Raw genomic sequence first — 13,070 nt, forward strand, 5'->3', positions numbered from 1 at the left:
CGCGAACGGGCTCCCGGGCGGAGGCCCAGGCCGCCCAGCGCGTCTGTGGCGGAGTCGACCGTCGGGCCCTCCGAAGGACCGGCGACGCGGCCGATCGCGCGGCCGACGGGTGCCTGTCGGGCCAGCCCGACCCTGCGCTCGCCAGGTGACAGGATGGGCACCTGGCCCTCCGACGAGAAGACTCGAGCCATGACCCCATCCAGCGCCCCCGCCGCCTCCTCGACCCCCGCGTCGACCATCCCGGACGAGCCGGCCCCGTCCCGATCCGCGGCGGCCTCGCCCGCCCCGCGCCGCCGCGCACGCTGGGCCGGGCCGATCGGCCGCGCCCTCGTCTACGGGATCCCCTCGCTGGTCCTGGGCACTCTGGCCTTCTCGCTGACTCTCGCGCTTCTCGCCCTGGGCGCGGGAACGGTGATCATCTGGATCGGTCTGCCGATCCTGGTCGCCGCGGTGATGGTCGCGCGGGGCTTCGCGAACGCCGAGCGCGGCATGCAGGGCTTCCTGCTGGGCAGACCGCTCCCCCGGCCGGCGCGGCGCCGAGCGCGCGAGGGCGCGGGACGGGTGCGGCGCATGCTCACGCCGCTCGCGGACCCGCAGTCCTGGCTCGAGTGCCTGTGGACCCTCGTGCATCTCGTGCTCATCGCGATCACGACGCCGCTGCTGCTGGCCTGGGCCCTCGGGGCGGTCGCCACCATCGGCGCGCCCGTCGCCACGCTGATCCTGCACAGCGTCCTGCCGGACGCCGACATGAACGGGCTGGGCGAGCTGGTCTTCGGCTTCCACGGCGACCTCGCCCTCGTCACCGACGTCGCCCTGCAGTGCGCGATGGGGCTCGTGTTCCTGCTGACGCTGAACCCCGTGGCCCGCGGGCTCATCGCCCTGCACCACGCGGTCGGCTACGGACTGCTCAGCTCCCGCTTCGAGGAGCAGCAGCGCCTGGCGCGCACCGAGGAGTCACGGGCTGCCGGCCGGGCGGCCGAGTCCGAGTCCCTGCGCCGCCTCGAGCGGGACCTGCACGACGGACCCCAGCAGGGCATCGTCCGCGCCACGATGGATCTCGCGCGCGCCGAGCGTCTCGCCGCGTCGGACCCCGAGCGCGCCCAGCACATCCTCGCCCAGACCCGCGAGATGCTGGGCACCACCCTCGAGGACCTGCGGCGCCTCTCGCGGGGGATCGCCCCGCCGATCCTCGTGGACCGGGGCCTCGCCGCGGCCCTCGCCGAGCGCGCCGCCCTGTGCCCCGTCCCCACCGCGGTGGACTGCCAGGACATGGACCTCCCCGAGCACGTGGAGATCGGCATCTACTACGTGGTCTCCGAGGCCCTCGCCAACGCCGCCAAGCACTCCGGGGCGAGCGCGGTGCAGGTGCGCGTCACCCGCGAGGCGGGCAGCGCGCGCACCGTCATCGTCGACGACGGCCGCGGCGGGGCGAGCATCGCCGCCGGTCACGGCCTCGCGGGTCTCGCCGGACGCGTCGCCTCGCTCGAGGGGACGCTGCAGGTGGACTCGCCCGAGGGACAGGGCACCCGGATCGAGGCGGTGATCCCGTGCGCCTCGTGATCGCCGACGACTCCGCCCTGCTGCGCGAGGGCCTGCGCCTGCTGCTCGAGGATGCGGGCCACGAGGTCGTGGCCTCGGCGGCCGACGGCGCGGAGCTCGTGGCCCGCGCGCTCGAGCACCGGCCCGACCTCGTGATCGCCGACATCCGGATGCCCCCGAGCCACAGCGACGAGGGCCTGCGCGCGGCCCACGAGATCCGCCGCTCCTGGCCCGAGGCGCCGATCATGCTGCTCAGCCAGTACGTGGTCGTCGCCTATGCGGCCGAGCTGATCGGCGCGGGCACGCCCGCCACCGGTTACCTGCTCAAGGACCGGGTGAGCGACATCGGCCGCTTCCTCGAGTCCGTCGAGCGCGTGGCGGGCGGCGGCGTGGTCATGGACCCCGACGTCATCGCGCAGGTCCTCGCCTCCCAGCGCCGCTCGCCCCTGGACGAGCTCACCCCTCGCGAGCGCGAGGTCCTCGAGCTCATGGGCGAGGGGCTCACGAACGCCGGGATCGCCGAGCGCCTCGTGGTCACCGAGGGCGCCGTCGAGAAGCACACCCAGCGCCTGTTCGCGAAGCTCGGCCTGAGCCCCGACGCGAGCGTCCACCGCCGGGTGAAGGCGGTGCTGACGCTGCTGGGCGGGTGACGGACGGAGGCAGCTGGGGGTGAGGGGCTGGGCGGACGCGGGCGAGGTGCCCGCCGTCGGGAGCCCGCCCGTCGGAATCGGCTACAACGACGTTGAGTGCTGCGCAGTGGTCGTTATGAGCGCTCATAACGACCGTTGCGCAGCACTCAATGTCCGGGGGCGGGGCGGGGTCGGGGGCGTGGCGGACCGCACACGCCCCGCCGCAGCGCGCGTGCGTCCCGCCCCAGCGCGCGGCCCCGTCAGTGCTCGGACGCCCCCTCCGCCCCGGCGCCGGTGAAGGCGCGGACCTCCATCTCGGCGGCCTTCACGTCGTGGTCGGGCGCGGGCTTGGTGACGAGGGTGCCGACGATCCCGAGCAGGAAGCCCAGCGGGATCGAGACGATGCCGGGGTTGGAGAGCGGGAACAGGTCGAAGTCGGCGCCGGGGAACATCGCCTTCTCGTTGCCGGAGACGGCCGGGGAGAGCACGATCAGGATGAGGCAGGCAGCGAGCCCGCCGATCATCGAGAACAGTGCGCCGCCGGTGTTGAACCGTCGCCAGAACAGGGAGAAGAGGATCGTGGGCAGGTTGGCGCTCGCGGCGACCGCGAAGGCGAGCGCCACCAGGAAGGCGACGTTCTGCCCGAGGGCCACCACGCCGCCCACGATCGCGAGTATCCCGATCGCGACGACCGTCCAGCGGGCGATCTTCACCTCGTCGTCCGCTGGGACCTCGCCGCCGCGGATGACGGAGGCGTAGATGTCGTGCGCGAAGCTCGTGGCCGCCGTGATCGCGAGGCCCGCGACCACCGCGAGGATCGTCGCGAAGGCGATCGCGGAGACCACGGCCATCAGGACGGGCCCGCCGAGGGCGAGGGCGAGCAGCGGGGCCGCCGCGTTCTCCCCGCCGGGCGTCGCGGGGTCCCCGAGGACCTCGGGGCCGACGAGGGCCGCGGCGCCGTAGCCGAGGATCAGGGTGAGCACGTAGAAGATGCCGATGATCCAGATCGCCCAGACCACCGAGCGCCGCGCCTCCTTGCCGCTGGGCACGGTGTAGAAGCGCATGAGCACGTGCGGGAGACCCGCGGTGCCCAGGACCAGCGCGAGCCCGAGCGACAGGAAGTCCACGGGGTTGGGGTACTTCAGACCCGGCGTGAGGATCGCCTCGCCGTCGGGCGACATCGCGATCGCTTGATCCAGCACGGCGGAGAAGTTGAAGCCATAGCGGCCCATGACCATGATCGCGAGGATCGCGACGCCGACGACGAGCAGCACCGCCTTGATGATCTGCACCCAGGTGGTGCCCTTCATACCGCCCACGATCACGTAGACGATCATCAGGACGCCCACGACCACCACGGTCAGGGCCGTCGGCAGCTTGCCCTCGAGCCCCAGCAGCAGGGCGACGAGCCCGCCCGCGCCCGCCATCTGGGCGATGAGGTAGAAGAAGCAGACGGCGAGGGTGGTGAGCGAGGCCGCCAGGCGCACGGGGCGCTGGTTCAGGCGGAAGGAGAGGACGTCTGCCATCGTGAACTTGCCGGTGTTGCGCAGCAGCTCGGCGACCAGCAGGAGCGCGACGAGCCAGGCGACGAGGAAGCCGATCGAGTAGAGGAAGCCGTCGTAGCCGGCCATGGCGATCGCCCCGCAGATGCCCAGGAAGCTCGCGGCGCTGAGGTAGTCGCCGGAGATCGCGATGCCATTCTGCGGTCCGGAGAACGAGCGGTTGCCGGCGTAGAACTCGGCGGCGCTCGCCTTCTGGCGGGAGACGCGGAAGACGATGAACAGCGTGAACGCGACGAACAGCGCGAACACGATCATGTTGATGACAGGGTTGATCTCGTGGCTCATCGCAGCTCGCCCTCCTGCCCGTCGGCCGGGCGGGCGGAGTCCTCGAGGATCTCCCCGCTCTCCATCTCGGCGCGGATCGCCTCGGCATGGGGGTCGTAGCGCTTGTCGGCCCACCACCGGTAGAGCATGGTGATCACGAAGGTGGTGATGACCTGGCCGAAGCCGAACAGCAGGCCCACGGTGATGTTGCCGGCGACCTTGATCGCGAAGAACTCGTGGGTCCAGTCCGCGAGGATCACGTACAGCAGGTACCAGACCAGGAACAGCACCGTGATCGGCACGATGAAGGTGAGGAACGAGCGGCGCAGCCGCTGGAAGTCCTCGGACTGCTGGACGGCGAGGCTGCGGGCGCCGACGGAGGAGGGATCTCCGAGCGGGTCGCGGCCCGAGGATCTGGGATCGGGCAGGGATGCGGACTCTGACATGCCGGGCTCCTTCGCTCGGACGTGCACAGGGGGATCGCGGGAGGAGACCGCGATGCGCCCAATGTATCGTGCATCACATGTCCGGCGCCGGAGGTGCCACGGGTGTCGCCGCCCGTCCCGCGGTCGCGGTCCGCGCCGCGGCGGCGCTCCGCGTCAGCGCGCCGCGGCGGCCATGCGGTGGTCGTGCTCCTCCTCGGAGAGGCGCAGGGCGTCGGTCTCCTTCAGCAGGTCCCGACCTCGGGTCTCGGGCACCAGGAAGGTCGCGCCGGTGGTGATCGCGGCGAGGGTCGCCATGTAGACGGCGAGCACGATCCAGTTGCTGTCGGTCCAGGCGAGCAGCGCCGCGCCGAGCACGCCCGCCAGTCCGCCCGCGAGGACGGCGGAGATCTCGCGGGCCATCGCCACACCCAGGTATCGGTGCCGGGCGCCGAACATCTCGGGGAGCAGGGAGCACTGCGGGCCGAGCATCGAGTTCACGGCGACGCCGATGCCGATCGCGATCACGGCGATCGCCACCGCCTCGGTCCCCACGGACAGCAGGTACCAGGCGGGGAACGTGTACAGGAGCATGAACACGGCGCCGAAGCGGTAGACGGGCACGCGCCCGAAGCGATCGGAGAGGTGGCCGGTGAGGGGCACCGAGAAGATGCCGATGAGGCTGCCCAGCGTCACGCCCCAGGCGACGGCGCCCTTGTCCAGTCCGATCGCCGCGGAGGTCACGAAGGCCAGGGCGAGCGACTGGAACATGTAGCTGCCGCCGTTCTCGGCCATCCGCAGGCCGATGCCGACGACCACGCCCGGGCGCCCGGTCGTGAAGATCTCGCGGATCGGGTGGTCGGCGATCTGCTCGTGCTTCTCGAGCTGGACGAACGTGGGGGTCTCGCGCAGCCGCGCTCGGATGAACAGGGCGATGAGGATCAGCACGAAGGAGGCGAGGAACGGCAGCCGCCAGCCGTAGGAGAGGAAGGCGTCCTCGGGCATCAGCAGGGTCAGCAGGGAGAAGGCGAGTCCGGCGAGGAGCGTGCCCGCCTGGATGCCGATGAACGGCAGGGCGGAGAAGAAGCCGCGCCGACGCACCGAGGCGTACTCGGCCATCAGCACGGTCGCGCCGGCCTGCTCGGCGCCGGCGCCGAACCCCTGCAGCAGGCGGAGGATCACCAGCAGGATCGGGGCGGCGTATCCGGCGGAGTGGAAGGTGGGCAGCACGCCGATCAGGGTGGAGGCGCCGCCCATCAGCAGCACCGTGATCACGAGGATGGTCTTGCGGCCCATCTTGTCGCCGAGGGCACCGAAGAAGAGGCCACCGAAGGGGCGGGCAACGAAGCCGACGCCATAGATCCCGAAGGCGGCGACCGTGTTCATCGCGGCGTTGCCCTCGGGGAAGAAGAGGGTGTTGAACACCAGCGCGGTCATCAGGCCGTACATCGCGAAGTCGAAGTACTCCATCGCGCTGCCGATGGAGGAGGACAGCGTCGCGCGGCGCAGGTTCGCGGCGTACTCGGCCTCGGGCATGTCCTGGGCGCCTTCGGGGCGGGCGGAGCGTGGCGTCGTGCTCATGGCATCTCCTTCGATGCGGGCGGGGCGGCCCGAGCGGGCCGGACCGTGCGAGGCCGACGGGGCCGGCCGATGGCCCTACTGTACTCATTCGCGAACGCAGTGCAACCCGTTGAACGCCCTGATCTCAGGGGCGGCGCGAGAGGGGGTTGGTGAGCGCGTCGGCGAGCGTCAGCAGCGCGGCGCCGAGCTCGTCGACCACGGTGTCGCCAGCCTCGGAGGCGGCGAGCGCGACGCCCACGGCCATGCGCGGATCCCCGGGCTGCCAGGGCTCGAGCGGGACGGCGACGCCGTGGATGCCGGGGAAGGACTCGCCGCGGTCGATCGCGTATCCGCGCTCACGGCCGACGTTGATCTTCTCGCGCACCGCCTCGGGGCTGGTCACCGATTCCTCGGTGGTGGGCGCGAAGTCGGCTGCACCGAGCACCGCCCCCACCTCGGCGTCGTCCATGGCGAGCAGCATGGCGTTGCCCACCGCACAGTGGATCAGCGGCAGGCGGGAGCCGAGCGGCGTGCCCAGGCGCTGGCGGCGCCCTTCGTGCCGGGCGAGATAGAGGGCGTCGGGGGCGTCCAGCATCGCGATCTGGACGACGTGCCCCCGCAGCACGGGATCGCCTTCCACCGCGGCGAAGAACTCGCGCACCTGGTTGAACTGGGAGGCGAAGGCGCCGCCCAGTTCGGCGGTGCGGATCCCGAGCCGGTATCCGCTCTCGACACGATCGATCATGCCCTCGTTCTCGAGCGCCTGGCAGATGTTCGAGGCCGAGGACTTCGCCATGCCGACCTCGCGCGCGAGTTCGGAGAGGGTGAGCGGTCCGCGCGCCCGCTCCAGCGCCCCGAGGATCCGCAGGGAGCGGGTCACGGCGGGCGAGGGATCGCGGGGCTCGGCCGACGGGCGCTCGTGACGGGTGGTCTTCGTGCTCTGGGGCGCCACGGCGCTCCCCTTCCCTGCGCGGTCGGCGCGCCGGGCGCCGCGCGGGGCGCTCGTCCCCGTCGGCCCGTCGCGCCGCCGCACTCAGTAGAACTCGACGGTGTCCACGGCGTTGCGCAGCGGTCGCCCGTCGAGGTGGCGGGCGAGATTGTCCACGAACAGCCGCACGATCCTCTCCTCCTCGCGCGTGTCGAGGGCGGCGGTGTGCGGGCTGACCAGGACATGGGGATGATCCCACAGAGGGCTCGCCGCAGGCAGCGGCTCGGTCGCGAAGACGTCGAGAGCGGCGAAGCCGATGCGGCCGTCCTCGAGGGCGCGCAGCAGGGCGGGCTCGTCGACGACGGTGCCGCGTCCCACGTTCACGAGGATCGTCCCTGGGCGCGCCTTCGCGAGCACGTCCTCGCCGACGAGGCCCTCGGTCGCGTCGGTGCCGGGGAGGGTGAGGACGACGGCGTCGGCGCGGGCGACGGCGGCGGCGAGGTCGTCGATCGGCACGAGCTCGTCGACGCCCTCGACCGCTTCGCCGCTGCGGGTCGTGCCGAGCACGTGGGCGCCGAGCGCACTGAAGCGCGCCGCGCAGGCCTTCCCGATGCCGCCGAGGCCCACGACGAGCACGGTCATCTCGTCGAGGTGCCGCATCTCCCAGCGCTCGCTCCACTCGTGCTCGCGCTGCTGGGCGAGCAGGCGCGGGAGCGACTTCGCGCCGGCGAGCACCCCGAGCACGGCGAACTCGGCGAGCGGGGCGCCGTGGACACCGGCGGTGGTCGTGAAGGCGATGCGCTCGAGGTCCTCGGAGGCGAGTCCGGCGGCGCGCACCTGGGAGCCGCCGCCGGCGGCCATCGTCTGCACCCAGCGCAGGCGCGGGTTCGCGCGGACGGTGCGGGCGAGGGCCGCGGGGTCGACGTCGGGCAGCGAGAAGAGCACGTCGGCCGAGTCGACCATCTCCTCGAAGGCGGCCTGCTGCGCGGGCGTGCGCACATGCTCCGGGTCGCCCGACCAGTCGGCGGGTCCGCGGCGCGGGCGGTAGAGCGCGTGGTCGCGGATCACCTCGGCGCGCGGCTCGCTGCGCTCGATGAGCGTGCAGAGGTCCTCGGGGAGGTCGACGGCGACCACGACGCGCGTGCGTCCGTCGGGGGTCTCGCGGTCAGCGGGAGGGGGCTGGCTCATGGGAGCTCCTTCGCTCGGGTGGGAGGCAGGACCACCCTAACGCGTGTTCAATATGTTGGACACCGTTCCCTGTGTTGCGCGACGGGCTAGAGTCGGACCATGAGCACTGACGACGATGTCCACCCCGCTCCCGATCGCGTTCGCCCGGTCGCGCCCGGGTCCGACTCCCCGCGCGTAGGCGTGCTGGGGCTCGGGTCCATGGGGCTGCCGATGGCCGAGCACCTGCTGCGCGCCCACGGCTCCCTCACCGTCCACTCCCGCACCCCGAAGCCGCAGCTCACCGCGCAGGGCGCCGGGTGGGCGGCGACCCCGCGCGAGCTCGGCGAGGCTGTGGACGCGGTCCTCGTGATGCTCCCCGACCTGCCGGATCTCGAACCGCTGCTGAGCGGCGAGGACGGCCTGCTCGCACCCGGTGGCGAGCTGCTGCTGATGATCGGGTCGACCTCGTCGTCCGTGCAGGTGCGTGAGCTCGGCGAGCGCCTGGCCACGGAGAGCGACGGCCGTGTGCGCGTGGTCGACTGCCCGGTCTCCGGCGGCGAGGACGGCGCGCAGGCGGGCACGCTCGCGATCATGCTGGGCGGCGCCGAGGACGACGCCGCCGAGGCCGCCCGACTGCTCGCGCCCTGCGGGAACCCGGTGCGCCTGGGGCCGCTCGGGGCGGGCGAGGTCGCGAAGTCCTGCAACCAGATGATCGTCAGCGCCACCGCTCTCGCCCTCGGTGAGGTGACGGTGCTCGCCGAGCGCAGCGGGCTCGACCTGGACACGCTCTTCGAGCTGCTGCAGGGCGGCTACGCGGGCTCGAACCTCATGGCCTCACGGCGCGAGAAGTTCGTGACCGGCGACGACTCCCCCTCGGGCGTGGCGAAGTACATGGTCAAGGACCTGCGCTTCGCCGGCGAGATCGCCGAGGCGACAGGCACCCACGGCGCCCTCCTGCCCGCCCTGCGCGCGGCGTTCGACGAGCTCGTCGAGGCGGGCCTGGGGGACCGCGACCTCGCGACGACGCGGCGCTTCACCGAACAGCGGGACTGAACGGCCTCTCGCCACCGCACAGCGGAGATGGACGGGGTTGAGCCGCGCCCATCTGTCGCGCTCCGCGCTCGTCACCCGTCGGCCCCACCCTCCCCGTCGATCTTCTCGAGCAGCAGCCGCGACTGCCGTCGGGACTCGTCCTGCCCCGCGTCCAGGTACGGGCGGACCCGGTCCGCGATGTCGGCCGGCAGCACATCCGGAGGGAGCCTGCGCAGGCGCCGCATGATGTGCGCAGCGACGGCGGGATCCTCGAGCTCGCCGATGGCGAGGTCCCGCAGCTCCGGATGACGGCGCGAGACCTTCCGCGCGATCAGCCATTCGAGGATCGGCGCACGCCCCTCCCCCAGCTCCCGGTCACCGGCCAGGCGCGCCATGTCGGCCCGATCGTCCGGGTCCGACGGGGACGCGTGGTGCGACGCCAGGAGCGTGGAGCCCTGGAGGTCGGCCTGGTGGGTGGGCGGATGGGAGTCCACGTAGCGCACGGCCAGTCGGAACGTCTCCGCGTGCGGTGCGTCCGGGGTGACCAGCGAGCGGGCGATCGCGTCCAGCAGCTGGGCCCGGTCGCGCGGCTGTGCGAGCCGGGTCTTCGCGTCGACGTCCTCGTACCAGTCCAGCAGCGTGGAGATCAGCTCGGGATAGCGCACGTTCTCGTTCGAGGTCCGCGAGATCGTGAGGACCGGCGCCCCGCTGCGGCGCGCGGCGCGGCGGAGATCCTTGTTGAGAGCGGCGAACGCTCGATCGCGCGCGGATCCGCCGAAGGGCACCGCATGACCTCCCCGTCGTCGGGGCGCCCCGGACGGCGCCGGTCACGATGGTGGCACATCACGTGCACCGACGGGCGGGCCTCCCGCAGGAGACCCGCCCGTCCTGGCCCGTCGGCCGTCGTCCGGAGACGGCGCCAGGGGCTCAGAGCTCGCAGAGCGTCACAGCATGCAGCTGACGCAGCCCTCGACCTCGGTGCCCTCGATGGCCATCTGCCGCAGGCGGATGTAGTAGAGGGTCTTGATGCCCTTGCGCCATGCGTAGATCTGCGCCTTGTTGACGTCGCGCGTGGTAGCGGTGTCGGGGAAGAAGAGCGTGAGGCTCAGGCCCTGATCCACGTGCTTGGTGGCCTCGGCGTAGGTGTCCACGATCTTCTCGTAGCCGATCTCGTACGCGTCCTGGTAGTACTCCAGGTTGTCGTTCGTCATGAACGGCGCCGGGTAGTAGACGCGGCCGATCTTGCCTTCCTTGCGGATCTCGATCTTGGAGACGATCGGGTGGATCGAGCTCGTCGAGTGGTTGATGTAGGAGATCGACCCGGTCGGCGGGACCGCCTGCAGGTACGCGTTGTACATGCCGTGCTTCTGCACGTCCGCGCGCAGCTGCTTCCAGTCGTCCTGGCTGGGCAGGTGCACGTTCGAGTCGGCGAACAGCTCGCGGACCTTCGCGGTGCGCGGCTCCCACACCTGGTCGGTGTACTTGTCGAAGTACTCGCCGGTGCCGTACTTCGAGTTCTCGAAGTCGTAGAAGGTCTCGCCGACCTCCTTGGCGATCCCCATGGAGGCCTTGATGGCCTGATAGGTGACCGCGTAGAAGTACATGTTCGTGAAGTCCAGGCCCTCGTCGGACCCGTAGAAGATGCCTTCTCGCGCCAGGTAGCCGTGGAGGTTCATCTGCCCCAGGCCGATCGCGTGGGACTTGCGGTTGCCCTCCGCGATCGTGGGCACGGACTCGATGTCCGAGGTGTCCGAGACCGCCGTCAGCGCGCGGATCGCGGTGCTGATCGTGCGCTCGAAGTCCGGGGAGTCCATCGCCTTGGCGATGTTCAGCGACCCCAGGTTGCAGGAGATGTCGCGACCCATCTCGTCGTAGGTGAGGTCGTTGTTCATGTGCGACGGCGTCGCGACCTGGAGGATCTCCGAGCACAGGTTCGAGTGGGTGACCTTGCCGGCGATCGGGTTGGCCCGGTTCACCGTGTCCTCGAACATGATGTACGGGTAGCCGGACTCGAACTGGATCTCCGCGAGGGTCTGGAAGAAGTCGCGGGCCTTGATCTTCTTCTTCGCGATCCGCGGGTTGTCGACCATGTCGCGGTAGTTCTCGGAGATCGACACGTCCGCGTACGGCTTGCCGTACTCGCGCTCCACGTCGTACGGGGAGAACAGGTACATCGGCTCGTTGTTCTTCGCGAGCTCGAAGGTGATGTCGGGGATCACGACGCCGAGCGAGAGGGTCTTGATGCGGATCTTCTCGTCCGCGTTCTCGCGCTTGGTGTCCAGGAACCGCATGATGTCCGGGTGGTGCGCGTGGAGGTACACCGCGCCCGCGCCCTGACGCGCGCCGAGCTGGTTCGCGTAGGAGAAGGAGTCCTCGAGCAGCTTCATCACGGGGATGACGCCGCTGGACTGGTTCTCGATGTGCTTGATCGGCGCACCGTACTCGCGCAGGTTCGAGAGCAGCAGGGCGACGCCGCCGCCGCGCTTGGACAGCTGCAGCGCGGAGTTGATGCCGCGCCCGATGGACTCCATGTTGTCCTCCATGCGCAGCAGGAAGCACGAGACGAGCTCGCCGCGCTGTGCCTTGCCGGCATTGAGGAACGTGGGGGTCGCGGGCTGGAAGCGCCCGTCGAGCACCTCGTCGACGATCCGGCGCGCCAGCTCCTCGTCGCCGCGGGCGAGGGTCAGGGCCACCATGACCACACGGTCCTCGAAGCGCTCGAGGTACCGCTTGCCGTCGAAGGTCTTGAGCGTGTACGAGGTGTAGTACTTGAACGCGCCCAGGAAGGTCGGGAAGCGGAACTTCTTCGCGAAGGCCTGCTCCGACAGCTCCTCGACGAAGTCGAAGGAGTACTGGTCCAGCACCTCGGACTCGTAGTACTCGTTCTCGACGAGGTAGTCGATCTTCTCCCGCAGCGAGTGGAAGAAGACCGTATTGGGGTTCACGTGCTGCAGGAAGTACTCACGGGCCGCGAGGCGATCCTTGTCGAACTGGATCTTCCCGTCGGCCCCGTAGAGGTTCAGCATCGCGTTCAGCGCGTGATAGTCGAGGGACTTGTGATGCTCCACCGAAGGCATCTCGGTCAGTGTCGCCAAAACTCTTCCAATCCGTCGTGGACCTGCTGCACGTCTCGCGGCGTGCCCAACAGCTCGAACCTGTACATGTGCGGGACCCGGCACTTCGCCGAGATGATCTCGCCGGCCAGCCCGTAGGCCTCGCCGAAATTCGTGTTCCCCGCGGTGATGACGCCCCGGATCAGATCCCGGTTGCGCTGATCGTTGAGGAACTTGATGACCTGCTTCGGGACTGCTCCGCGTCCGTTGCCGCCGCCATAGGTCGGCACCATCAGCACGTACTCCTCGTCCATGACGAGGGGATCCTCCGTGCGATGGAGAGGGATCCTGCTGGCCGGCATGTCCAGCTTCTGCACGAAGCGATGGGTGTTGCCGGACACGGAGGAGAAGTAGACGAGGGTTCCCATCCTCCTCACCTCCGCATGATCGGGAGCGCTCAGATGGCTGCGGCGCGGGCGCCCTCGGCGCCGGCGGCCGCCACGGCCTTGATCTTGTCGGGGCGGAAGCCCGACCAGTGGTCCTCACCGGCGACCACGACGGGCGCCTGCACGTAGCCCATCGACTTCACGTGGGCGAGCGCCTCGGCGTCCTCGGTGATGTCGACGACGGCGTAGTCGACGCCCGACTTGGTGAGGGCGCGCTTGGTCGCGTCGCACTGGACGCACATGGGCTTCGAGTACACGGTGATGGCCATCGGGCGATGCCTTTCTCGGTGGGGATCGTGTCGCCGGCGCCCGCGCTGCGGGAACCGGTGTGCGAAGGAGTGTGTGGGGCGGGGATCGAAGGGTGTCCGACGAGGTCGTCGAGGGGTTCTCGCGGCCTGCCGAGCGGTGCCCTGCGGGATCCGCGCCGACCTCTCCAACACTACACCTAGTGGTGCCCCGACGTCTGCA

At 70.7% G+C, this 13,070-nt stretch carries 12 protein-coding genes; 3 read left to right on the top strand and 9 right to left on the bottom strand.

Annotation, left to right across the window (positions count from 1 at the left end; translation table 11 throughout):
- Positions 1-189: 189 nt before the first annotated feature.
- Both FHG10_RS04550 and FHG10_RS04555 read left to right on the top strand, forming a co-directional pair.
- A complete protein-coding gene (locus tag FHG10_RS04550) occupies positions 190-1,560 on the top strand; it encodes a sensor histidine kinase (protein ID WP_152352152.1) in 1,371 nt (456 codons plus the stop codon).
- Positions 1,548-2,189, top strand: a complete 642-nt coding sequence (locus tag FHG10_RS04555; protein WP_152352153.1) for a response regulator — start codon at positions 1,548-1,550, stop codon at positions 2,187-2,189. Before FHG10_RS04550 ends, FHG10_RS04555 begins: the two co-directional genes overlap by 13 nt.
- A gap of 239 nt (positions 2,190-2,428) precedes the next feature.
- Here FHG10_RS04555 and FHG10_RS04560 read toward each other — a convergent pair whose 3' ends face one another.
- The 5 genes from FHG10_RS04560 to FHG10_RS04580 all read right to left on the bottom strand — a co-directional run bounded on the left by FHG10_RS04560 (position 2,429) and on the right by FHG10_RS04580 (position 8,092).
- Positions 2,429-4,015, bottom strand: a complete 1,587-nt coding sequence (locus FHG10_RS04560; RefSeq protein ID WP_152352154.1) for a solute symporter family protein — start codon at positions 4,013-4,015, stop codon at positions 2,429-2,431.
- Positions 4,012-4,440, bottom strand: coding sequence for a DUF485 domain-containing protein (locus FHG10_RS04565; protein ID WP_152352155.1), 429 nt, complete (start codon positions 4,438-4,440; stop codon positions 4,012-4,014). The genes FHG10_RS04560 and FHG10_RS04565 overlap by 4 nt, the downstream gene beginning before the upstream one ends.
- Positions 4,441-4,593: 153 nt before the next feature.
- Positions 4,594-5,997, bottom strand: a complete 1,404-nt coding sequence (locus tag FHG10_RS04570) for an MFS transporter (protein ID WP_152352156.1) — start codon at positions 5,995-5,997, stop codon at positions 4,594-4,596.
- A gap of 124 nt (positions 5,998-6,121) precedes the next feature.
- Positions 6,122-6,928 (bottom strand): IclR family transcriptional regulator, encoded by an 807-nt coding sequence (locus FHG10_RS04575; RefSeq protein ID WP_152352157.1) that lies wholly within the window; start codon positions 6,926-6,928, stop codon positions 6,122-6,124.
- 81 nt (positions 6,929-7,009) lie between these two features.
- Complete coding sequence (locus FHG10_RS04580) at positions 7,010-8,092, bottom strand: D-2-hydroxyacid dehydrogenase (RefSeq protein WP_152352158.1); 1,083 nt, start codon at positions 8,090-8,092, stop codon at positions 7,010-7,012.
- 99 nt (positions 8,093-8,191) lie between these two features.
- Between FHG10_RS04580 and FHG10_RS04585 the strand changes: the two genes are divergently transcribed.
- Positions 8,192-9,124: an NAD(P)-dependent oxidoreductase gene (locus tag FHG10_RS04585; RefSeq protein ID WP_152352159.1), complete on the top strand. Its 933-nt coding sequence runs from the start codon at positions 8,192-8,194 to the stop codon at positions 9,122-9,124.
- A gap of 71 nt (positions 9,125-9,195) precedes the next feature.
- On the opposite strand, the gene FHG10_RS04590 is transcribed toward FHG10_RS04585, so the two are convergent.
- The 4 genes from FHG10_RS04590 to nrdH form a co-directional block, all read right to left on the bottom strand.
- Positions 9,196-9,888 carry a hypothetical protein gene (locus FHG10_RS04590; protein WP_152352160.1) on the bottom strand — a complete coding sequence of 231 codons (693 nt, stop codon included), beginning with the start codon at positions 9,886-9,888 and terminating at the stop codon, positions 9,196-9,198.
- A gap of 159 nt (positions 9,889-10,047) precedes the next feature.
- The gene (nrdE, locus tag FHG10_RS04595) at positions 10,048-12,180 is read right to left on the bottom strand and encodes a class 1b ribonucleoside-diphosphate reductase subunit alpha (RefSeq protein WP_152352161.1); all 2,133 of its coding nucleotides are present in this window, start codon (positions 12,178-12,180) and stop codon (positions 10,048-10,050) included.
- A gap of 5 nt (positions 12,181-12,185) precedes the next feature.
- The gene (gene nrdI / locus FHG10_RS04600) at positions 12,186-12,584 is read right to left on the bottom strand and encodes a class Ib ribonucleoside-diphosphate reductase assembly flavoprotein NrdI (RefSeq protein ID WP_152352162.1); all 399 of its coding nucleotides are present in this window, start codon (positions 12,582-12,584) and stop codon (positions 12,186-12,188) included.
- Between the two features lie 29 nt (positions 12,585-12,613).
- On the bottom strand, positions 12,614-12,871 hold the full coding sequence (gene nrdH, locus FHG10_RS04605; protein WP_152352163.1) for a glutaredoxin-like protein NrdH: 258 nt from the start codon (positions 12,869-12,871) through the stop codon (positions 12,614-12,616).
- Positions 12,872-13,070 lie beyond the last annotated feature (199 nt).

Origin of the sequence: Brachybacterium subflavum, assembly GCF_009299795.1 — a bacterium.
GTDB classification, from domain to species: Bacteria; Actinomycetota; Actinomycetes; order Actinomycetales; family Dermabacteraceae; genus Brachybacterium; species Brachybacterium subflavum.

What these genes read in the sequence shown, in the direction of transcription:
- FHG10_RS04570 (WP_152352156.1), bottom strand. Translation starts at nt 5,997, where the DNA reads ATGAGCACGACGCCACGCTCCGCCCGCCCCGAAGGCGCCCAGGACATG.
- FHG10_RS04585 (WP_152352159.1), top strand. Translation starts at nt 8,192, where the DNA reads ATGAGCACTGACGACGATGTCCACCCCGCTCCCGATCGCGTTCGCCCG.
- nrdI (WP_152352162.1), bottom strand. Translation starts at nt 12,584, where the DNA reads ATGGGAACCCTCGTCTACTTCTCCTCCGTGTCCGGCAACACCCATCGC.
- nrdE (WP_152352161.1), bottom strand. Translation starts at nt 12,180, where the DNA reads ATGCCTTCGGTGGAGCATCACAAGTCCCTCGACTATCACGCGCTGAAC.
- FHG10_RS04565 (WP_152352155.1), bottom strand. Translation starts at nt 4,440, where the DNA reads ATGTCAGAGTCCGCATCCCTGCCCGATCCCAGATCCTCGGGCCGCGAC.
- nrdH (WP_152352163.1), bottom strand. Translation starts at nt 12,871, where the DNA reads ATGGCCATCACCGTGTACTCGAAGCCCATGTGCGTCCAGTGCGACGCG.
- FHG10_RS04560 (WP_152352154.1), bottom strand. Translation starts at nt 4,015, where the DNA reads ATGAGCCACGAGATCAACCCTGTCATCAACATGATCGTGTTCGCGCTG.
- FHG10_RS04580 (WP_152352158.1), bottom strand. Translation starts at nt 8,092, where the DNA reads ATGAGCCAGCCCCCTCCCGCTGACCGCGAGACCCCCGACGGACGCACG.
- FHG10_RS04550 (WP_152352152.1), top strand. Translation starts at nt 190, where the DNA reads ATGACCCCATCCAGCGCCCCCGCCGCCTCCTCGACCCCCGCGTCGACC.